The sequence below is a fragment of the Paraburkholderia bannensis genome, assembly GCF_014200455.1.
GTDB lineage: Bacteria > Pseudomonadota > Gammaproteobacteria > Burkholderiales > Burkholderiaceae > Paraburkholderia > Paraburkholderia bannensis_A.
In genome coordinates this window covers 226,361-244,941 of record NZ_JACHBW010000008.1, presented here as the reverse complement: position 1 = coordinate 244,941, position 18,581 = coordinate 226,361, and the positions used below count along the sequence as shown (strand labels likewise).

The 18,581-nt window shown below is 61.4% G+C and carries 25 protein-coding genes and 1 pseudogene; 8 read left to right on the top strand and 18 right to left on the bottom strand.

Annotation, left to right across the window (positions count from 1 at the left end; genetic code table 11):
• Positions 1–113 precede the first annotated feature (113 nt).
• Positions 114–341, top strand: a complete 228-nt coding sequence (locus F4827_RS15570) for a hypothetical protein (protein WP_183724831.1) — start codon at positions 114–116, stop codon at positions 339–341.
• A 193-nt stretch (positions 342–534) separates the two neighbouring features.
• Here F4827_RS15570 and F4827_RS15565 read toward each other — a convergent pair whose 3' ends face one another.
• On the bottom strand, positions 535–885 hold the full coding sequence (locus tag F4827_RS15565) for a DoxX family protein (protein WP_183724830.1): 351 nt from the start codon (positions 883–885) through the stop codon (positions 535–537).
• A complete protein-coding gene (locus tag F4827_RS15560; RefSeq protein ID WP_260175232.1) occupies positions 882–1,793 on the bottom strand; it encodes an NAD-dependent epimerase/dehydratase family protein in 912 nt (303 codons plus the stop codon). Before F4827_RS15560 ends, F4827_RS15565 begins: the two co-directional genes overlap by 4 nt.
• Before the next feature lie 141 nt (positions 1,794–1,934).
• Here F4827_RS15560 and F4827_RS15555 point away from each other — a divergent pair, with 141 nt between their 5' ends.
• Complete coding sequence (locus tag F4827_RS15555; protein ID WP_183724828.1) at positions 1,935–2,540, top strand: TetR/AcrR family transcriptional regulator; 606 nt, start codon at positions 1,935–1,937, stop codon at positions 2,538–2,540.
• Positions 2,541–2,924: 384 nt separating this feature from the next.
• Here F4827_RS15555 and rpsU read toward each other — a convergent pair whose 3' ends face one another.
• From rpsU to F4827_RS35315, 8 genes and pseudogenes are all read right to left on the bottom strand, one after another.
• Positions 2,925–3,104, bottom strand: coding sequence for a 30S ribosomal protein S21 (rpsU, locus tag F4827_RS15550; protein ID WP_409258799.1), 180 nt, complete (start codon positions 3,102–3,104; stop codon positions 2,925–2,927).
• Positions 3,105–3,208: 104 nt separating this feature from the next.
• Positions 3,209–3,424 carry a hypothetical protein gene (locus F4827_RS15545; protein WP_183724826.1) on the bottom strand — a complete coding sequence of 72 codons (216 nt, stop codon included), beginning with the start codon at positions 3,422–3,424 and terminating at the stop codon, positions 3,209–3,211.
• A gap of 66 nt (positions 3,425–3,490) precedes the next feature.
• Positions 3,491–3,730, bottom strand: a complete 240-nt coding sequence (locus F4827_RS15540; RefSeq protein WP_183724825.1) for a hypothetical protein — start codon at positions 3,728–3,730, stop codon at positions 3,491–3,493.
• Positions 3,731–3,806: 76 nt separating this feature from the next.
• Entirely contained in the window at positions 3,807–4,097 is a 291-nt protein-coding gene (locus F4827_RS15535; protein WP_183724824.1) for a hypothetical protein, read from the bottom strand.
• Between the two features lie 495 nt (positions 4,098–4,592).
• Positions 4,593–4,847, bottom strand: a complete 255-nt coding sequence (locus F4827_RS15530; protein WP_183724823.1) for a hypothetical protein — start codon at positions 4,845–4,847, stop codon at positions 4,593–4,595.
• A gap of 263 nt (positions 4,848–5,110) precedes the next feature.
• Positions 5,111–5,335, bottom strand: coding sequence for a hypothetical protein (locus tag F4827_RS15525; protein WP_183724924.1), 225 nt, complete (start codon positions 5,333–5,335; stop codon positions 5,111–5,113).
• Positions 5,336–5,613: 278 nt separating this feature from the next.
• Entirely contained in the window at positions 5,614–5,817 is a 204-nt protein-coding gene (locus F4827_RS15520; RefSeq protein ID WP_183724822.1) for a cold-shock protein, read from the bottom strand.
• A 538-nt stretch (positions 5,818–6,355) separates the two neighbouring features.
• Positions 6,356–6,676, bottom strand: a pseudogene (locus F4827_RS35315) (Hsp20/alpha crystallin family protein); the annotation flags it as partial.
• 106 nt (positions 6,677–6,782) lie between these two features.
• Between F4827_RS35315 and F4827_RS15515 the strand changes: the two are divergent.
• A complete protein-coding gene (locus F4827_RS15515) occupies positions 6,783–7,166 on the top strand; it encodes a hypothetical protein (RefSeq protein ID WP_183724821.1) in 384 nt (127 codons plus the stop codon).
• Between the two features lie 227 nt (positions 7,167–7,393).
• Positions 7,394–7,567 carry a hypothetical protein gene (locus tag F4827_RS15510; RefSeq protein WP_183724820.1) on the top strand — a complete coding sequence of 58 codons (174 nt, stop codon included), beginning with the start codon at positions 7,394–7,396 and terminating at the stop codon, positions 7,565–7,567.
• Between the two features lie 200 nt (positions 7,568–7,767).
• On the opposite strand, the gene F4827_RS15505 is transcribed toward F4827_RS15510, so the two are convergent.
• Both F4827_RS15505 and F4827_RS15500 read right to left on the bottom strand, forming a co-directional pair.
• Entirely contained in the window at positions 7,768–8,661 is an 894-nt protein-coding gene (locus tag F4827_RS15505) for an alpha/beta hydrolase (RefSeq protein WP_183724819.1), read from the bottom strand.
• Positions 8,662–8,725: 64 nt separating this feature from the next.
• Positions 8,726–9,253, bottom strand: a complete 528-nt coding sequence (locus tag F4827_RS15500; RefSeq protein WP_183724818.1) for a chalcone isomerase family protein — start codon at positions 9,251–9,253, stop codon at positions 8,726–8,728.
• Here F4827_RS15500 and F4827_RS15495 point away from each other — a divergent pair.
• Positions 9,244–9,771 carry a hypothetical protein gene (locus F4827_RS15495; RefSeq protein WP_221303695.1) on the top strand — a complete coding sequence of 176 codons (528 nt, stop codon included), beginning with the start codon at positions 9,244–9,246 and terminating at the stop codon, positions 9,769–9,771. The two genes, F4827_RS15500 and F4827_RS15495, sit on opposite strands and share 10 nt — an antisense overlap.
• Positions 9,772–9,851: 80 nt before the next feature.
• The gene (locus tag F4827_RS15490; RefSeq protein ID WP_311673538.1) at positions 9,852–10,511 is read left to right on the top strand and encodes a DUF2878 domain-containing protein; all 660 of its coding nucleotides are present in this window, start codon (positions 9,852–9,854) and stop codon (positions 10,509–10,511) included.
• Here F4827_RS15490 and F4827_RS15485 read toward each other — a convergent pair.
• The 5 genes from F4827_RS15485 to F4827_RS15465 all read right to left on the bottom strand — a co-directional run bounded on the left by F4827_RS15485 (position 10,502) and on the right by F4827_RS15465 (position 15,794).
• Positions 10,502–11,443 carry a TIGR01777 family oxidoreductase gene (locus tag F4827_RS15485; RefSeq protein ID WP_183724815.1) on the bottom strand — a complete coding sequence of 314 codons (942 nt, stop codon included), beginning with the start codon at positions 11,441–11,443 and terminating at the stop codon, positions 10,502–10,504. The two genes, F4827_RS15490 and F4827_RS15485, sit on opposite strands and share 10 nt — an antisense overlap.
• 28 nt (positions 11,444–11,471) lie before the next feature.
• Positions 11,472–12,626, bottom strand: a complete 1,155-nt coding sequence (locus F4827_RS15480) for an FAD-binding domain-containing protein (protein ID WP_183724814.1) — start codon at positions 12,624–12,626, stop codon at positions 11,472–11,474.
• A complete protein-coding gene (locus tag F4827_RS15475; RefSeq protein WP_409258797.1) occupies positions 12,623–14,197 on the bottom strand; it encodes a cryptochrome/photolyase family protein in 1,575 nt (524 codons plus the stop codon). The genes F4827_RS15480 and F4827_RS15475 overlap by 4 nt, the downstream gene beginning before the upstream one ends.
• Entirely contained in the window at positions 14,164–14,256 is a 93-nt protein-coding gene (locus tag F4827_RS35970; protein ID WP_409258798.1) for a DUF2256 domain-containing protein, read from the bottom strand. Before F4827_RS35970 ends, F4827_RS15475 begins: the two co-directional genes overlap by 34 nt.
• A gap of 71 nt (positions 14,257–14,327) precedes the next feature.
• Positions 14,328–15,794 (bottom strand): FAD-binding domain-containing protein, encoded by a 1,467-nt coding sequence (locus F4827_RS15465; protein WP_183724811.1) that lies wholly within the window; start codon positions 15,792–15,794, stop codon positions 14,328–14,330.
• A gap of 278 nt (positions 15,795–16,072) precedes the next feature.
• Between F4827_RS15465 and F4827_RS15460 the strand changes: the two genes are divergently transcribed.
• A complete protein-coding gene (locus F4827_RS15460) occupies positions 16,073–17,074 on the top strand; it encodes an NAD(P)/FAD-dependent oxidoreductase (RefSeq protein ID WP_260175231.1) in 1,002 nt (333 codons plus the stop codon).
• 73 nt (positions 17,075–17,147) lie between these two features.
• A complete protein-coding gene (locus F4827_RS15455) occupies positions 17,148–17,717 on the top strand; it encodes a lipocalin family protein (RefSeq protein WP_183724809.1) in 570 nt (189 codons plus the stop codon).
• A 106-nt stretch (positions 17,718–17,823) separates the two neighbouring features.
• Here the strand turns inward: F4827_RS15455 and folE are convergent, their stop codons facing one another.
• A complete protein-coding gene (gene folE / locus F4827_RS15450) occupies positions 17,824–18,555 on the bottom strand; it encodes a GTP cyclohydrolase I (protein WP_183724808.1) in 732 nt (243 codons plus the stop codon).
• Positions 18,556–18,581: the final 26 nt, after the last annotated feature.

Here is an 18,581-nt window from a genome sequence, read left to right as displayed (position 1 = left end):
GTATTAGTGCAGAAAGTGGCTTTCGGCAAGGCTCGATACAGGGCGTCGGGTACGCGCTTTGCGAACTGTCCTGCGTTGAATTGCAGCCATTAATCATATTCAAGGAGACCGGAATGCGGACGATATTGGGTGCTTTTGCTGTTGCAGCGTGTCTGACTGGCGTGGCTCAACCGGCGTTGGCGGAGGGCTGCATGAAGGGCGCGGTGGCGGGCGGCGTGGTGGGGCATGTGGCCGGCCATCACGCGGTGGCAGGCGCTGCAGGCGGCTGCGCCATCGGCCATCATGAAGCGAAGAAAAAAGACAAGGCCGCCGCCGCGCAGGGGGCGAGCGGCGCTAAGTGATTGGGCGTGAATTCACCTGCGCCCGCGCCGCGAGCAAACCCAAACGAGCCGGGAAATAGCAGAAGGCTCGCTCGCGCGGGGGAGATTCTGCATGAAGCACGGATGGTAATTCGTCTCGCGCGGCAGCAGCATCTTGCCGTTCTTGCCGTTCTGATCAGGCGCGTAACACGAGCGTCTGCCGAGCGGCGAAGTCTCAACCGCGCACAGCCAGAGTCACTGCAATCAGAGCGGAAAACACCAGCGCCGGAGCGAGATGCTGCAAGGGCTCTCGATGGCGCAACAATGTGAAGAGCGCGCCGATCATGATCGCACTGGCCAACGCCAGGCCAAAGACTCTGGTTTGTTGTCGAGCAAGCAGTACCGCGCTGAGCACCTCAAGCGCGCCACACAGCAGCGGGAACCACGCTGGATAACCCCAGCGAGCGAAGTCGCGCTTGACCGCGCGGAGTCTTGCGAGATTGACCACGCCAGCCACGGCGAACAAAACCGCGAGGACCATCACGAGGGAAGATTCGAGAGAGGCGTTATTCCACACCATCGTCATGCTCCGTTGATTGGCTGAAAGTGGTTCGGTTCAGAGAGGTCTGCAATCAGCCCCGGACCACGCGGTTCCCACGCAAGGGCTCGCCGGGCAAGCTGACCGCTGACTGACTGATCGAGCGCCAGCGCGTCGGCGAACGGTCCAAGCGATTGACAGGCATCGTCGAGCGGCCAGAGTTCGACCTGATCGGCGTGGACCGAGGCCCGGATCGCTTCACCTATTTCGGCCACGGCAACGGCTTCTTCCGTGACCACGTTGAAGATCTGTCCCACGACTGCGCCGTTACCGGCAGCCGCCTGCTCGACCGCGTTCAGATAGGCCGTGGCGAGATCATCGACGTGAACGGCAGGCCAGTGATTGCGACCGTCGCCGACGAGCCGCACGCTGCCAGTCTCACGGACCATGCCGGCAAGCATGCCGAAGACGCCGCCGCCGTAGCCGTGCACCATCGCGGGCCTGAGAATCACCGCGGCAATCGCACGGCTTGCCGCCAGCGCTTGCACAAGTCGCTCGACCGCGGGCCGCCAGGCGACGAGTTGCGTTGGATTCAGCGCCGATGCTTCAGTCGCGGGCGCACCGGCCGTGTTGCCGTAGACCCACGTGCCCGACGTATAGACAAACGCCGCGCCCGAGCGCAGATGAGAAAGCATCGCTACCACCGCGGCCTCATCGGCGGCAGCGGCAGAAGCATCATTGGTCGACGCCGCGTGCACCACGCCATCCGCGGCACCGGCCACTGAAGCGAAAGACTGCGGCTCGCGCAGGTCGCCGCAATGCAGCTTCACGCCGAGACGCGCCAGCGCGCTTGCGGCCGACGACCTGTCGTGGCGCACCAGCGCCGTTAGCCGATGGCCGAGGCTGATCGCCTTGCGGGCGACGGCCTGCCCGATGTAGCCAGTACCGCCTGTCATGAACAGTTCCAAAGCGCTCTCCGAACGATTGCCCGCGAAGTTGAACATTGCCACAAACGAGACTGATTGGTCTCGTTTGTGGCAATGTAGACGAGACTGATCAGTCTTGTCAACGACTCTGCGATCTGGTATTTATTTCGCATGAACGCTTCCTCTCTTTCCTGCCTGAGTCCGCTCCAGCGCCGCAAGCGAACCGCCATCCTCGACGGCGCGAAAGCCGTTTTTTTAAACCACGGCTTTGGCCAGGGAACGATGGACGATGTCGCGGCGGCCGCCGGAGTCGGCAAACAGACGGTCTACCGCCACTTCAAATCGAAGGAAGCACTCTTCGACGGTCTGGTGAGGTCGATGTGCGCTCAGGTAGGCGAACTTCTTGCCAGTGCTCAGGGCATGCAATCGGATGGCTCACCCGAAGGCGAATTGCGCGAGCTGGGATGGGTTCTGGCACAGAGTCTTATCGCACCGGATTTTCTGCGGCTCTATCGGGCCATCGTTGCTGAGGCGGAGCGTCTGCCGGAACTTGGCCTGGTGTTTTACGAAAACGGTGCAAAGGTCGTGCGCGCCGTTGCCGCAGATATTCTGCGAAAGAGATTTGACGGGGCGACGGCTGCATTGCGGGCGGCGACATTCGTGAACCTGGTGCTGGGCGACGCGTATCTGGAACTGTCGATTGGTTTCGAGGTGCCCGATGTTGAAGCGCGCTTTGCGCGGCAGATTGACGAGGCCGTGGCGGCGGCACTGCGCTGAGGAGCACCGCCTACGATGTCGAACCGCTGCATGAATCGTGCGTTTAGCTGCAGGACGGGAGGCGGCGGGAAGCCTCTTTCGGCAGCGAACGTCCTCACAGGCATTGCCGCGCGTTTTCAGCATCCAAAGAGCTGGCGAATTCGTCTGGTGTTCTTTCGCGCCAGGGAACGGATGACGCAAAGAACTCGCGTCGTGCTCAAGCGCACGAGCATTGAAGAGTGAGTGTCGGTGGACGAAGTGGGAAATCCCTTCGCACGACGCATCAATTGGATCGGTCGACTGCGAATTTGCCGGGTCGGTCCGTGGCGGTCATTCAAGCCACAGCGCGCCACTACGGCTTTTCGGGCGTAGCCGCCGTCTGTTGGCTGCCAGCGTAATTTCGGCTCAGTACAGCTTGCGCGGCGGCAATGACCGTTTGATCTGTTTGCGGAGTCGGGCCACAGCGGCTGCCTTCTTTCGCTTTCGTTTCGCGGTCGGTGTTTCATAAGCCATTCGGGCACGCAGTTCCTTTATCAAACCGGTGCTCTCGATCGAACGTCGGAAGCGGCGCAACGCGACTTCCATGGGTTCATTCAGCTTGGGGGTTACAGTCGTCAATTTTCCTCCTGGTTGCGAGTTGGCGCTGCGAATCGTTCGGGTCGCCGCGACGCGGTTCGCTGCGTTTGTCTTCACCCAAAGCACACGTCCAGCCACTCGTGCGCCCATTCTCTTGCATGGGCAATGGCGTCTTCGCGCATGTCGAAGCCTGCAAGGTCGCCGCTCGAATGAATGTCGTACTCGCTCCCGTCCGCACGGCTGGTGGTGATGCGGGCGTGAGCCATGTATTCGCCGTCAGCCTTGCGTGGCGTCGGGTCGATGATGAATCGCGTCGAATTGAAGCGCACTCTATTTCCTTGTTCTTTTGCTGCGCGACCATGTTGGTTGCGCCAGCGTCGTGGGGATGGATTGCGTCACGCGTTCAAGAGCGCCATGATCTGGCCGGCCTCTTGATCCGAATCACAGTTAGCCATGCCATCCTTGCGCAGCATTGCGCGAATTGACACAAACATCAGATAGGCATCCGCATCGACTTCGTGCCGACCGTCGAGGATGACGCCTTCGAGTTCTGCACGAGCCCCCGACGGCAGAAACCGGTCGACAAGGCCGGAGCCGTCACGTCGAATCCAGTTCAGGAGATCATCTCTGTCCATCTCAAACCTCCGGTGTAGCTTGTGTTTCCCATCGCGCACCCGCGCAGAAAGGTTCCAGCGTGTGGCGAGGCGGGAATCACAACTTCAGGTCGAGGATGCTCGTGTTCGGGGAGCACGTGTCGATGAGGTGTTCGGCATAGGCAGTCGAGGCGCGCCGCGCGTCTCCGGCGCTCAGGAACGGTCTCGTCATCGCAAGCCGGAATACGCGGCTGCGGGGCGCTTCCCCTGAACTTCCGGGCTTCAGGATCCGTACGGCAGCGTCGAACCCTTCGTCATAGTTATGCCCACTTCCAGGCTCGGTGGCACGATGCGGATAGACCAGTGGATAAACTTCCAGTCCACGGTAGAGACGGAAACCGGTTGTCATAAAATACCTTTGCTGCCGCGCTAACAGGCGACGAATCGGGAAAAGGAGTGAACGACTGAGTTCAGTCTTCACATGATTGGCCGCGTTGGTCGGCCTGTGATGAGAGGGAGCGGCCCGATTCCGTTGGAAAGCGCGACTGAAAAGGCGCAGAGAAGGGCTGTGGGACAATCAACCCAATCATCCTACACCCATTGCGCTATGCGTACGCGAATGTTTTCTCGCCTCCGCTTCCTTTGCGAAACCGGCGGCGCAATGCCTTGTCCCGCTGTTGCGCTGGTCCTTGCGTCGGAAAGTGGCTTCTTCTTTTTGCCTGGTCGCGCATCTGGAGAGTTATTCAGTAATGCGGATCAATAGGCGAGGCGCCAGCCGAGGTGTCTCGCCAGGGCAAGACGCGGCAATCAAGGCACAGCGAACGCTGGCATGATGGGGAGCGACGTGATGAGCCTGCGGCCCAGAATCCGGGACAGGGAAGTCCGGGCGAACCCGCGTCGCAGTTCAATCAGCAGCGCTATCGTCGTTGGCTGGTCCAAGCAGGACGTCGATCGCTGCCTGACCCGCCACCTCTGCAATCAGGTATGCCCAGCGGCGGGTAAAAGGGCCGTTGCGCAAACGGATGTTGCGACCGCGTTCGCCGATGAGGGCAAGGTTCTCGCTACCTTTTATCTGGAAACTCACGTTGTACAGATCCTCTGCCGAGGAGGTCAGTTCAACATGAATCTCGAAACCCCGATAGGGGATCATCCGGTACATAGGGCGCTCCGTCCATTGACGAACCAACGCGCCTCTTGTTGGGGACGTGCGAAGGAATGTGGATTCATTGTACACGTGATGCCAGTCACATCGCCGTCAATGCCAGGAAAATGCCAGGAAATCAGCGGTGTGCCGTCTTTCTCCGAACCTACCCAGCAAGCGCGATAACGCGCTGGACCATTCTGTCTCAATTGACAGGATGCCAAAGTGTTTCGGAAGCATCCGCAAGCGGGATAGTTTTCCCGAAACTTGGGGGGGCGTTTTTAACCGCGCGTGTCGACCCAGTTGCGTGCCCAGCGTGTCGAGTGCTGCAGCGCCTGCTCTTCACTCATGAAGTAATCGAGCGAATAGAACTGGTAGCGGCCTTCGGCGCACACGCGATCGGTAAGTTCGAGCAACAGATTGGATGAAAAACTACCGTCGGGCAAACGATGCGCCGAGGCTTGCACGGCGTAGCCGTTGTAATGTTGAATTTGTTCGTTATGCATTTTAATTTTAATGATGTTCGCGTGCTCGCGTTCCGTGTGAAACGTGCACGGGCGCACGGATTCAAAGCCATCGCGAGCCGAATCTGAAGCCGTCGGAAAGCAAATCAGGCGTTGACGCCTGTGGGAGGGGATTGAGGTGCTACGACGCGCATGGAACCGGGCAAGCTGTTGATTAAACGGCTGCAGCCAATGGCGATCGTGCCAGATTGAGGAGGCAAAGCTCTGCTGGGATGTTGCTGCAACCCGGCGTCCATCGCATGAAGCCGGGTCCTTCAACTTTACAGCGGCTTGATGTTAGCCGCCTGGAGCCCCTTCGGGCCTTGCTTCGTTTCGAAGCTCACCTTCTGATTTTCAGCCAGCGTCTTGAAGCCGTCGCCCGTGATTTCGGAGAAATGCGCGAACAGATCCTCGCCGCCGTTGTCCGGGGTGATGAAGCCAAAGCCTTTGCTGTCGTTGAACCACTTGACGGTACCGGTATCCATGAAAAATCCTTGACGAACACTACGAAAATTTACCCTATGAAAGGGGCTGTGAAGCTTCAAGGAGGGAGAGGGCAACGAATACCGCTGAGGAGCGAGCAATTGATGAACAGCAATCGAACTTCTTGAACTTCAACAAGCACAATACCCGCTGGTTGCTGCCAGCGTCAATGCATATCTTGTAACTTTTTCAGCCGCAATGTTGAGACACACGCGTCGAGGGACTCGGGCTAGCCGCTAAGGGCAGGCTGCTCGTGAAAGGAAAAGCATCTATTGACTTGTAGGTGTTCGTGTGAGCAGCAGTGGCAAGCAAGGTCACCGGAGCGCGCTTAAATTGCGGAGCGATACGCCTCACCTGCCAGGATTCGCGTTCGATCCCGAAAGCCAGCATCGATGTGTTGGCGGGGCTCGCGTGAAGCCGCTCGTTAAGAAACCCGTGCTCGGTCGAAATGCAATGACAGGCTTCGAGCGCTCAAAAATGGGTGGAAGCCAGAGAGGCTTCATGCTGCCTATGTGTCAATGCTTCCGCTTGTCGCCAGGCTCAGCCGACTTGAATCTCGATGCGTCGTGGCCTCGCCTCATCGCGTCGAGAAGTGTCGAAGTCTTCGCTGACGTCGAACTGACGTGAAAAATAAGGAATCCGAACTTAGGCGTGAGGCAGCAGAGGCGCTGACGAGCCTGGTAGCACAGATTCAGCCTCGATTGTCAGGCGGCCATCGTGGACCCTCGCCTCCAGCTTGTCTTTCGAGACGCCAGGGAGGTCTGCCCAGAGCGTGACGGTATGGCTATCTTGGACAATGTCTACCGCAGGTGAGAGCGTGAGGCGCCGACTGGCGTCGTCCCGATCCGGGCGCGTCGTGGTCCCTTTGTGCTAGCGGCTTTCAAGAAGCGGTGAAAAAAATTCTTTGTCTTGAAAATTCGCCCGGAGCCCATATGGTTTGCGCACCGTTGTTCACTGGGAGACGATTATGGAATTCGATACAGAATGGAGAACGTTGGGCCGGCATCGCGTCAAGCTGCGCTCCACAAAAGGTTTTCCGACCGAAGTACTGCATCAGGTCGCCGAACTGACGAGACTTGCCGTCGACAACAACATGAGCGCGAGGGCGCGCGTTGTCGAAATCGTCTTCCGACATGAACAGGCCTACGACATCACCATCGGAACGACGCTGGCGGAAGACCGGCTCTGCCGACCTCAGATCGAGAGCGCTATTGCCACGGTGATGGGATTGTTGCCGGAACAGGTCAACATCTTTGTCCACACCGTTACTCAGGAGGAGGTCGACCTGCATTTTGGAGTGTACGAACGCATGCTTGCAGAGAAGCTGGGGGTGGTTCCGCCGATACAGTGAGCATCACATATTGACTTCAGCTCTTATTTATAATTGAAATATCGGCGTGAATCTACATAAGTCATTCCATATTGACTTGTGGAGTTGTTTTGCTAGATTTCACTCCGAATTTGGCAGGAGGCGGAATTCAAGCCGGCTCTTGCCGGATGCTATGGCAAACCTTGTCCGTATATTGATTGAACCGGAGGACCAAGGTTCTTTTTCTTGCTGCTTTTAAGGAGAAGACGATGTCTCAACGGGACGGCGATATAGCATTGAAGTTTCAGCGCGTTCTGCGTAAAGGCGGTGTGGCTTTTCTCTCGGTTAAAAGACATCTGCGAAAAGCCTGGCAGGAGAACAAAGCTCTTGCCGTGGACAAGCGCTCGCGACATGGTCGCGACGATACACAAACGAACGCGTGATTTGCAGACGTGGGACGAAGATGACCTGCCGGGCGCCCGCCGCCCCGGCGGGCGTTCGCGCTGACGGATAAAACGCATGCGATGGGGCGAGGCGCAACGTCCCGCCAACGAGAGCCTGAAGCGCAGAAGGCATTCACAAAGAGCATCCGCGATTCGACTGCTGCGAGATCTCCTCGCAGAGCGATCGTCGAGCTTGGGGATCAGCGTTGGTCGATGAATGACGCAACATCCTCCAGTACCGGGCCAACCGGCACAAAAGGCGCGATCAACCGCAACGGCGCTGCGAGGCTCCCGACCGTCATCTCATGCGTGAGTGCCGGATAGCGACGCACCTCCACAAAATCACCGTGCTTGCGCAACTGCACTGCCATGCGCTCCGTGTTGGCCGGGTCAACCATTTTGTCCCGCAAACCGACGCCGAGAAATACTGGTGGCTCGTTCCCTTCTATGAAATGGATCGGTTGACTCGCAGAACGTATGGCATCCGGGAAAATGCGCTCCAGCGTCTGATCGCGTAGAGGAAGGAAATCGTAGGGCCCGGCCAGTCCGATCGCTCCTGCCAACGCGTTGGCGGGTAGACCGGCCTGAGCTAACCACGAACGGTCTGTCGCGAGAAGAAGTGCGATCTGGGCGCCGGCGGAGTGTCCAGCAACAAAAATGCGATCAGGGTCGGCGCCATACATCGTCGCGTGCAGCTTCGCCCAGCGCACGGCCGCAGCCGCATCCTGCATGAAACCCGGAAACACAACCTGTGGATAGACACGATAGTCGGGAATCGCTGTCACGAATCCCTTTGAAGCAAGTGCCTCGCCAACAAACAGGTAGTCTTCGCGGTTGCCGCTTTGCCAGCTACCGCCGTAGAAAAACACCACCATTGGCCGTTTTCGGTGTGGGATTGCTGCGTCGTTGCCTTCTTTCGGCATGTACACATCGATTCTTTGCCGCAGGTTGGGTCCATACGGCAGGTTCACGAATCGTGTGCAACCGCCGCGTGGCACCAAGGCATTGAGCAATGCAAGCGGGTGGGCGGCTATCCAGGCAAGGCTGGTTGTAAAAAGTATGACGAGCACGCAAATGAGCAGGCGAAGCTTCATGCAGGATGTTTTTCTCGCAAAAGCCGCAGGTAGCGGGCGGGAAATGACGGCGCTCCCTCAAACTTCACTGGGTAATGCCGAGGAGGTTGCGCCTCAGATCGCTAGCGCGTGTGTTGGGGTCGAGCCAGATGCGGAAAAATGCCAAAGCAAAGGCAGCGTCGTTCACCTCTGCTGTGAGGGATCCGTTGGCATAAAAGCGTGCACCACGGCCGGGCAGAAAGACGCCACAAAGTTGGTCGCCGGGGGCCACGTCCCTGAAGGCTCGTGTCATGTCGCCGCGCCAATCGTCGAGGGTCGCCTTGGGTAACGGCGTTGGGGCGAGACGCTCCATTTCGTCGATTCCCGTATCGACCAGTTTGCGTGCCTTTATCGTTTTCCGGTAAGTGATAAGGAGCGCAAAGGGTTCGTCGAAAATGCGCGTTGGGTCTTCCGCCCAAAGTTGGGCGTCGTAAAGGCAGAAGCCAAGAAAGCAAAATGGGCCCGTGCCCATCAGATGAGCCTGCGGGACATCTGCGCGGCAACCCGCGCTCGCGGGCGGGCAGAGGAAACCCACTATCAACGCGATGCCGATGCAGGCGAGTTTTGATTGCATGTCAAACTCCAATTTTCACGACGAACTGCATCACGTCGATGCGATGCGCGACTCGTTGCGCTTGCGAGCCCGGCAATGCCGACGACGATAGCGATGCGCTGATCGGGCTGTGCCTGAACGGCTACTGGTGCATGGAGGTCAATCGCCGCTTCGCCTGGCATGACCTGTTACGGCACACATACGGACGAGGCAAAGAGTCGGATGCAGCGCCGCTCAGCCAACGTCCGATTTTGCAAAGTCTGGCTGGCCCACGTTGGGGGGGGCGGGGCGGCGGCTCGCCAGGCTGGCATTGCAGTGCCGCGGTAGCTGCGCTCGCTGTCGTTTGCGCCTTCGTTGCGCAGGCGCGTTCGGATTCGCGGGCGAACAGCTTGCGCTTGACAGTGGATGTGGCCCGGAATATGGCATGGCAGAAAATCGAGGCGCCGAACGTTGGCCGGGCCGGTATCATGGGCGATGACAAGGACACTCACCACCTGAACGAAATTAGCATCACGCAGACGAGGGCAAACGCGGCGTGAATGCAGGTGGTCGGATTCACCTCGCTGTCGTGCGTCAATAACAGCATTGCGCCGCTTGCCGAACCTCAAAACCGTGGGCGATGGATAGCTCCGGGGCATGGGCTGGCCATGCAGGGCGCGCGCTGCCATTTACCAGTCAGGAGCTTGTGCCGATGTCGATCTCGTCGGGCGTTCGCTTTAAAGGTAGACGGGGCAAAGGACTCGCCACACAGTATTTTGTGACGTGCCAGGCGGCGTGGTTTGTAGCGGTCTATGGCGGCGCGCGCGGGAGCGCGGTTCCCGCATTGCTCTGCGCGGCAGTGTTGTTGAGCTGGCACCTGCTACGCGCGGCCAAGCCGTTAGCCGAGGCTCGAATCGTTGCACTTGTGACGACGGTCGGGTGGACGTGGGACAGTCTGGTGGCGCAGACAGGCTGGCTCGCATACCCGGGCCATGCAATCGGTACGGTGCATGCGCCGCTGTGGATCGCCGCGCTCTGGGCGCTCTTCTCGATACAGCTCAACGTGGTGTTTGCCTGGTTGCGGGGGCGATGGTGGCTTGCTGCCGCCCTGGGGGCCGTGGGCGGGCCAATGTCGTTCCGCGCAGGCGCGGCGCTGGGTGCTGTGCGCTTCGCACACCCGGAGGCGGCAATTTGCGCGTTAGCTGCCGGTTGGGCCGTACTCATGCCGGCGGCGGTGTGGGTGGCCATGCGCTGGGATGGTGTCTCGGGGCCGCCGGAGCCGTCGGACGTTCAGACGTAGCGGGTACCGTGATTCTGTCGTGTCGCGAGATCGGCGAGCGTGGGATGCAGGCCTGGCCATGCGAACTCGTATCCGGAGGTCAACGCGACGCGCGGCTCGACGAGGCGGCCCTTGAAAAGCAGGTCGGCCATTTCCCCAAGACACAGACGGGCAGGTGCCTCTGGAAACCGGAGCCGGACACGCTGTCCGAAGGACTGTGCCAGACTTTCCGCAAATTCCGCCTGCGTGCTGCTGGCGGGTGCAACCACGTTGACCGGACCGCTGATCCGTTCGTTTTCGATGGCGAACCGGATAAGACCCACCGCATCGGCGATGTGAACCCACGGAAAATATTGGCGGCCGGAACCGAGCACGGTTGCGAGGCCCAGACGCGCCATCGCGGCCTGCATCGGCCATGCACCACCGTCGTTGCCCAGCACGACGCCGAACCGCATGCGCGCCACGCGCGTGCCGAGTCCTTCCGCTTGCATGGCGGTCTTTTCGATCACTGCACACAGATCGGACTGAAACTGGCCTGGCGTGCCTGGCGAGGATTCGTCGCAAGGCGCATTGCCTTGCTCGTCCGGGCAGCCATACCAGCCGACAGCCGATGCGCTGACGAATACACGAGGCGGCCGCGTCAGTCGGCGCATCAGCTCAATCAATGCGTGTGTTATATGGGTGCGGCTATTGATGAGCGTCTGTCGTCGTCCCGGCGTCCACGGCGGCCCGATTACGCGCGCGCCGGCGAGGTGCACGCAGGCATCGACAGGTTCGTCTTCCATCACCTCCCGGAGGTCTTCAATAACTCGCACATGTGCGCCAAGCACCGCGCGTGCGTCTTTGGCGTGCCGCGACAGCGCGATGATCGCGCAGCCGTCGCGAGACAAGTCAGCCGCAAGGTTGCGGCCGATGAAGCCGGTGGCGCCGGTGATGAGAACGGTGACAGGCATGGCGGCAGCTCCGTTTGAATTCGTGGGTTCAGGGAGTATCGTTGAGCCGGACACGCGACCACCAGGCCGAGAACGAATGGCAATCGCGGTCGGGATCGGTGAAAGCACGTGGCGCCGCGCGCAGTGAGAAACCATCGAAAGCGCGGCCGAGATGCGGATCCCAAAGCCCGTCCACCGAGCGCGCCTGACGCAACGCTTCCACGATGGACTCCGCCCCGTCGATCCATCGAATGCTGGCGACCTGCGACATGCGCGCGGCGACGCAACGCCAACGTCGCGCGCTCCATGGCCGACGGCTGTGATAGTGCGCATCGCACACCGCCACCGGGATGCGGCCGGGTGGTGGATCGGCAAGCGTCCACGGATTCACGAGCCAGATGTCGCGGCCTGCAATGTCGTGGGCGCGGGCTGGTGAGAAGCTATCTCCCGGCGGCGACGGCCAGAGGGCCGGCGGCTCTACGCCGGTGCGGCGTCCGGGGATCGCAGTGTGTGGCCATGGCGCCCGGCCTGCGGCGATAGCGTCGAGGGTGGCGTAATCGATGTCGAGCGGTGTGCCGTCGACATGCCACGCCTGTGGTGCGAATCGCCGTACGTTTTCGGCGTTGAACAGATAAGGCTTCCGGCTCGCCGTTCCCGCTACCCACTGCCATGAGAGATGATTGCTGGCGAGATCTCCATCGACGAGATAAGCCAGCATCCACTCTGCCCCGGCGCTCCAGTGCACCTTGCGCAGATGGACGAGATAGGAGGCCAGCCATAGACGTGCATGGTTATGCAGCCAGCCGGTTTCGTACAAGGTGCTCACAGCGCGGTCGATCACGGCAAGACCGGTGCGCGCCTCCAGCACGTCTTCGGGGACTGCGGACACATATTCGCGATCCGGCAGGGGGCCGGCATGCAGCGAGCGCTCAATTGCCTCGCGCTCGCGCAACCACAGATAGCGATAGAATTCGCGCCAGCCCAGTTCGAACACCAGTTTGTGATTCTGCTCAAGGCCGTATGCCGTGCGCAGATAGCGGATCACGGCGGCCACGCTCATCACGCCATGGGTCAGATAGGGAGAAAGCCGCGTCACGGCGCCGTCCAGGTGGTTGCATGAACTGGCGTAGTCCGCGGGGCGTATGGCCCGCAATCTGGCCATCGCCGCCTGTGGCGTGAGTTCGAGAGTGCCCACGTCGGTCACTGCGTCAAGGCTCCCGCGCGAATCGAGGCGGCCCGCGCCATGATGCGCATGCGCTCATCGGCGCCGACCCGCGCGAGATTGCGCACCTGCATCGTCATGCGCGGGTTGGCGGCCAGCAGCGCTTCGTGGCGCATCAAGAAATCCCAATACAGCGTGGTGAACGGACAAGCGTGTTCGCCCGTGCGCTCGGCCGGCCGGAACCTGCAACGGCCGCACAGGCTGCCTGCGCTCATCCGCTCGATATAGCGCCCGCTCGCGATGTATGGTTTGCTCGCCATCAGGCCGCCATCGGCTGCCTGGCTCATACCGAGCGTGTTGGGAAGTTCGACCCACTCGACGGCGTCCACGTATACGGCGAGATACCAGGCGTGTACCGCGCGCGGGTTGACGCCCAGCAGCAGCGCATAGAGCCCCGTCACCATCAGGCGCTGGATGTGGTGGGCGTAGCCATGTTTGAGCGTCTGCCCGATCGCGTCGGCGAGACAGGCCATCGGCGTGTGCCCGCTCCAGTAGAAGTCTGGCAGCGGCAGTTGAGCGTCGAGTGCGTTGCTTTCGATGTAGCGCGGCATCTGTGTCCAGTAGATGCCGCGGACGTACTCGCGCCACCCAAGTATCTGGCGGATGAAACCCTCGACGCTTTCGAGTGGCGCGCGGCCTTCGATCCAGGCTGTTTGAGCGGCGTCCACGACTTCACGGGGCGTGAGCAGTTTCAGGTTGAGCGCGGCCGACAACTGGGAATGCCATAGCCACGGCTCGCCGGGCCAGAGTGCGTCCTGCCAGCGGCCAAAAGAAGGAAGGCGTTGCGCGACGAATCGCTCAAGCGCCTGCAAGGCCTGCTCTCGCGTGACGGGCCAGGCGAATGTCGCAAGCTGCCCTGGATGTCCGGCGAAGCGTTGTTCGACCAGCGCAAGGACTTCGCGCGTGAGCGTGTCGGGTTCGAAGCGCGGCAACTCGGGCAGCCCGGCCGGACCAGTACGGGCGAAAGCGTTGCGATTCTCGTCATCGAAGTTCCAGCGGCCGCCGCACGGCTCTTCGCCATCCATGAGGATCGCATGACGCTTGCGTAACTCGCGATAAAAGAATTCGAGCCGCAACTGCTTGCGCCCACGCGCGTGGGCAGCAAATTCGCGCACCGTGCAGAAGAAATGGCGATCCTCGCGCACGTCAAGCGCCAGCCCTCGTGCTGCCGCTGTTTCGCGCAAAGCGGCAAGGACACGATAATCGCCAGGCGCAGTCATCACCAGCGATTCGGGGGCCAGGCGGTCGATGGCGGCGAGGAGTTCGGCGGCAAGGGTGCCCCGATTGGACCTGTCATCGAGGCGTGTGTAGTGAACCGTGTGGCCCGCGCGCGCCAGCGTCACGGCGAAGTGCCGCATTGCCGCGAGGAAACAGGCAATGCGTGGCTTGCTCGACCAGACGTGGGTGGACTCCTCGGCCACTTCGGCCATCCAGACGGCATCGCGCGCCGGGTCGAAATCGTCGAAGGCGCTCGCATCGGGGTCGAGCTGATCGCCCAGCACAAGCACGAGGCGCCGTGTCATGTTCGCGCCCGTTGCCGGCGGCGCCGGCATGCGTTCGAACAATAGCGCACGTCGGCCCAGTTCCTCGCCCACGCCCGCCGCCATGTCATCGACCGGCCGCAGACTGCACATGGCTTGCACGGCAGTCCGGCCTTGTTGCCCTTGAAGCCGTTTGATTCGCTCATTCGAACAACTCCATTTGCCCGGAGGAGGGCCGGGGCGCCTGGCGGCGGCGTTTGCCGCTCTGGGCGAGGCCGCTTCGGCGCGAACCGTGCCGCTGCTGGATTGCTTCGGCCTCCTCACGTGCTGCGATAGTTCGGCGCAGTGCAAACATCCGGTCTTTCGCGCGGGCAAGTGCTGCCCGTTCATCCACGATCGGCGCAGGATAGTGTGCGGTTCCGTACTCCGGCACCCACCGTCGCACGTAGTTGCCGGTGGGATCGTGATTGAAGGCCTGTCGGGAAGGCGAATAGATGCGCAGCGTATTGATGCCGGTCGTCCCGGACTGCATCTGCATCTGGCTCCAGTGAATACCGGGCTCGAAGTCGAGAAACTGGCGTGCGAGATGCAGACCGGGTTCGCGCCAGTGCAGCCATAGGTGATAGGCCGCGAAGCTCACGAGCATGGCGCGCATGCGGAAGTTCAGCCAGCCCGTGGCGATGAGTTGACGCATGCAGGCATCCACCATCGGATACCCGGTGCGCCCCTCGCGCCATGCATCAAAGTAATCCCGGTTGAATTCGCTCTCGCGAAGTCCGTCAGCTGTCCGGGCGAGATTGAGCCGCTCGATTTCCGGTTCGCTCTCAAGCTTTTGGATGAAGTGACAATGCCAGCGCAATCGTCCTGAGAAGCCGCGAAGATGCCACGCGAACTGGCTGGCGGCGACGTCGCGGCTGCCTTGCAATGCGCGAATGCGTGCCTCGGTAGCCTGATGAACCTGTCGCATCGAGAGGGTCCCGAACGCCAGATGCGCGGAAAGTCGCGAACATGCCCGCTCTGCCGTGAGCGGACTCGAAAGCTCAGCGCGATAGCAACGACCTCGCCGGTGGAGAAAATCGTCCAGTGTCGCCCACGCGGCTTCCTCACCGGCCGGCGCAAGCGCTCTCGCCGCGGGCAGCCCTAACTCGCGCAGCGACGGAAACGTACCGCGTCTGAGCCCGGTGATCCCGCGCGGCGCCGTGGGATGCACGAGCGCCCCATTCATGCGCGCTTGCCAGCGCCGTGCCCAGCCGTCGCGCGAACGAAGGCCGCGAACCACGCCGGTCTGCGCGTGCTCCTCCCAGGCGACGCCGCGCTCGCGGCACCACCGGGCGACCCGGCGATCACGCGCGTAGCTCCACAACGGCCCGGTCTCTTCGTGGCTGAACAGGTGCGTGAAGCCGGTCTCGCGATGCAGCGCCTCAAGCACCTCGGGCATGGGCCCCACGCGGATCAGCAAGGGCAGACCTGATTCAGCGAGTGCTGCCGACAGTGAGTCGACGCAAGCGCCCAGGTAAGCGACGTGCTGCGGATCGCATTCGGGGCTGGCGAGCCACTCCGGCTCGATCACCACGAGCGCGAAACCGTCCTCGCAGGCCGCCGCAGCAGCGAGCGGCGCATGGTCCTGAATGCGCAGGTCGCGCTTGAACCAGACTAGCGCGCGCGCCATGGCTGGCCGGCTAGCCGGTGGTCGATGCGAGCGTGACGGTTTGCGCGTGAGGATTGTCGGCGCAGGAACGCTTTGAAAAAGGGCATGAAAAATCTCCGCTCATCATGAGTCTTAATATAAACTCATTTGATGGCGGTTGACACGATTTTTTTTCTTTTGTTAGCCTAAAATGCTGTGTGTGAGTCAGTGTGGTGACTCGGGATGAGGTGTAATTTGGAATCGGTTTGGGCTGTATCCGTCGCATTGGAGAGCAAGGCGTCCGACTTTAAGGAGCGCACATGACTCACCGTGTGGCGATAGTTGGCGCAGGCATGGCTGGCGTGACCTGCGCGCAGCGCCTGACGGACGCCGGCCATGAAGTCGTGATCCTCGAGCGCAATGCAGACGTTGGAGGGCGCATGCGCACATGGCACGCTGGCGGGTTGCACTGTGACCACGGCGCCGCGTTCTTCACGGCGCGAGACGCGAATTTTGCCAATGTCGTGAAGGGTTGGTGCGAGGCGGGCTTTGCCGCCCCGTGGCGGGGCCGCTTCGTTGCGTTCGACGCCGCAGGAGTCGCTCAACAGGTGGCCGACATAGGCCGGTTTGTCGGCACTCCTTATATGGATGCCGTCTTTTCAACAACGGTCACGGGGCTGCGTGTCGAAACCGGACGCACGGTGTGCGCGCTCGCGAAAGTCGACGGCAAATGGCAGTTGACCACGCGGGAAAACGGTCGATATCCCGATCTCTTCGATGCGGTCGTGCTGGCTGTGCCGCCAGGCGAGGCTCGCGAATTGCTGCATGCGGCATCGCCCGCGCTTTCCGTCGTGGCCGACCGCGCGCGCATGCGTCCGTGCTGGGCGTTGATGCTGCGCTATCGGACGCCGCTGGAGTTGGGCTTCGAGGCTGCATTCGTGAACGGCGGCCCGCTGCGCTGGATGGCGAACGATGGCGCCAAACCGGGCCGCCGCGACGAGGGAACCTGGGTTCTACACGCAAGCGCCGAGTGGAGCGTCCGGCATCTGGATTCCAGTCCCGAAGCCGTGACAGAGGCATTGGTGCGGGCGTTCATCGCGTTCGGCGCCGGGTTTCCCGACGCGTCGGCGGCTTATCTCTGGCGCGATGCGGAGGCGGTGATCGAGTCCGGCCCGGCATCGCGCGGGTACGTTTGGCGGGACCTGGAGCGGATTGGTCTGTGCGGGGACTGGTGCAGTTCAGGTCGTGTGGAAGGCGCGTGGCTGAGCGGGTGGAGTCTGGGGCTGGCGGTACGGTCGTGTCTGGCGCGCGGTGCGGCTTGATCGGTGCACGATGCAGTGTGCGTCCGACTTCACCGCACAGAGATGAACTCAAATACTTCAGGGTGTAAACACAATGAAAACTGGCTTGCTTCGCTCTTATGGACCGTGGGTCATTCTGGTTGCCGCAGGCGCCGCGCTTGCGGGATGCGCTGCGTTTGCAGGCGGACCAAGAGGCAACGAAAACGTGCCTGCGCCTGCCAGGACGGTGGAACTCGATCAATACCTTGGGCGCTGGTATGAACTAGCCCGCTACGACAATCGCTTCGAGCGCGGCTGTGAAGGCGTGACGGCCGAGTACTCTCGGCGCGATGATGGTTACATCGGGGTAAAAAACACTTGCCGCGTCGGCTCACCGGATGGGGCCGCACGCGAGTCGCTGGGTCGGGCTAAAGTTGTGCCGGACAGTGGCGGAGCGAAGTTGAAAGTGTCTTTCTGGGGCCCATTTTTCGTAGGCGATTACTGGGTCCTCGATCACGCCGATGACTACTCCTGGTCCATCGTCGGAGAACCGTCCGGGCGGTTTCTCTGGATATTGACGCGCGTTGCACGTCCTTCCGACTCTCTAACCGAAACGCTTTACAAGCGGGTTGCCGCGCTGGGTTATGACACGTCGCTGCTCCGTCGTACTGCGCAGCCAGGGTGACGGGTGGGTGGCGGGAGGCGCCGCCGTGGCGGCAGGGTGCCTGGGTCATGACTCCAGGTACACCCTGAGTTGTGCGAGGCCTCGGCGGGTTGGTTGCCAGCTGATCCTACTTTCCCTTCGTGCCCAGCAGATAGAGGAATTCGCGGCGCAGTGCGGCGTCTTCGAGGAAACGTCCACGCATGACGCTACTCGTCATTTTCGCACCGTCGTCTTTCGTGCCTCGCCAGTGCATGCAGTAGTGGTCAGCCTCGATAACGACCGCGAGCCCGTCGGGGCCGATCCTGCGTTCGAGCAGGTCGGCGATCTGCTTGACGGCCTCCTCCTGAATCTGCGGTCGCGCCATGACCCAGTTCAGAAGACGCGAGTACTTGGATAGCCCCGGTAGATTCGAATGCGCGTTCGGGAGCACGCCGATCCACGCGTGCCCCATGATCGGGCAAAGGTGGTGTGAGCAGGCGCTGCGCACGCGCAGCGGCCCGATCACCATGAGTTCGTTCAGTTGCTCGACATTCGGGAATTCCGTGACCGGTGGCGCAGCTTCGTAGCGCCCCGCGAACACCTCCCGCATGAACATCCTGGCAACCCGCTTTGCCGTGTCGCGCGTGTTGTGGTCGGCGTCGACGTCGATCACGAGGGCGCGCAGCGCGTTTTCGAGGTGGCCTGCGACTTCATGCTGCAAGGCATCCAGTTCGCCTTCGCGCAGATGTGCGGCGATGTTGTCATTTGCGTGAAAACGGTGCCCCGCACGGCGCAGGCGCTGACGAATGATCTGCGAAAGAGGCGCGCCTTCGACGACCTCGGTGTCGATGACGGCCTGTGAGTCGATTACGGCGCCCATAGCGTTTTCCTGTTGAGTGGAGTCGG

Coding starts and splice junctions, on each gene's coding strand:
- F4827_RS15570 (WP_183724831.1), top strand. CDS start 114: ATGCGGACGATATTGGGTGCTTTTGCTGTTGCAGCGTGTCTGACTGGC.
- F4827_RS15565 (WP_183724830.1), bottom strand. CDS start 885: ATGACGATGGTGTGGAATAACGCCTCTCTCGAATCTTCCCTCGTGATG.
- F4827_RS15560 (WP_260175232.1), bottom strand. CDS start 1,793: ATGACAGGCGGTACTGGCTACATCGGGCAGGCCGTCGCCCGCAAGGCG.
- F4827_RS15555 (WP_183724828.1), top strand. CDS start 1,935: ATGAACGCTTCCTCTCTTTCCTGCCTGAGTCCGCTCCAGCGCCGCAAG.
- rpsU (WP_409258799.1), bottom strand. CDS start 3,104: ATGGAAGTCGCGTTGCGCCGCTTCCGACGTTCGATCGAGAGCACCGGT.
- F4827_RS15540 (WP_183724825.1), bottom strand. CDS start 3,730: ATGGACAGAGATGATCTCCTGAACTGGATTCGACGTGACGGCTCCGGC.
- F4827_RS15535 (WP_183724824.1), bottom strand. CDS start 4,097: ATGACAACCGGTTTCCGTCTCTACCGTGGACTGGAAGTTTATCCACTG.
- F4827_RS15530 (WP_183724823.1), bottom strand. CDS start 4,847: ATGTACCGGATGATCCCCTATCGGGGTTTCGAGATTCATGTTGAACTG.
- F4827_RS15525 (WP_183724924.1), bottom strand. CDS start 5,335: ATGCATAACGAACAAATTCAACATTACAACGGCTACGCCGTGCAAGCC.
- F4827_RS15520 (WP_183724822.1), bottom strand. CDS start 5,817: ATGGATACCGGTACCGTCAAGTGGTTCAACGACAGCAAAGGCTTTGGC.
- F4827_RS15515 (WP_183724821.1), top strand. CDS start 6,783: ATGGAATTCGATACAGAATGGAGAACGTTGGGCCGGCATCGCGTCAAG.
- F4827_RS15510 (WP_183724820.1), top strand. CDS start 7,394: ATGTCTCAACGGGACGGCGATATAGCATTGAAGTTTCAGCGCGTTCTG.
- F4827_RS15505 (WP_183724819.1), bottom strand. CDS start 8,661: ATGAAGCTTCGCCTGCTCATTTGCGTGCTCGTCATACTTTTTACAACC.
- F4827_RS15500 (WP_183724818.1), bottom strand. CDS start 9,253: ATGCAATCAAAACTCGCCTGCATCGGCATCGCGTTGATAGTGGGTTTC.
- F4827_RS15490 (WP_311673538.1), top strand. CDS start 9,852: ATGGATAGCTCCGGGGCATGGGCTGGCCATGCAGGGCGCGCGCTGCCA.
- F4827_RS15485 (WP_183724815.1), bottom strand. CDS start 11,443: ATGCCTGTCACCGTTCTCATCACCGGCGCCACCGGCTTCATCGGCCGC.
- F4827_RS15475 (WP_409258797.1), bottom strand. CDS start 14,197: ATGCCGGCGCCGCCGGCAACGGGCGCGAACATGACACGGCGCCTCGTG.
- F4827_RS35970 (WP_409258798.1), bottom strand. CDS start 14,256: ATGACATGGCGGCGGGCGTGGGCGAGGAACTGGGCCGACGTGCGCTAT.
- F4827_RS15465 (WP_183724811.1), bottom strand. CDS start 15,794: ATGGCGCGCGCGCTAGTCTGGTTCAAGCGCGACCTGCGCATTCAGGAC.
- F4827_RS15460 (WP_260175231.1), top strand. CDS start 16,073: ATGACTCACCGTGTGGCGATAGTTGGCGCAGGCATGGCTGGCGTGACC.
- F4827_RS15455 (WP_183724809.1), top strand. CDS start 17,148: ATGAAAACTGGCTTGCTTCGCTCTTATGGACCGTGGGTCATTCTGGTT.
- folE (WP_183724808.1), bottom strand. CDS start 18,555: ATGGGCGCCGTAATCGACTCACAGGCCGTCATCGACACCGAGGTCGTC.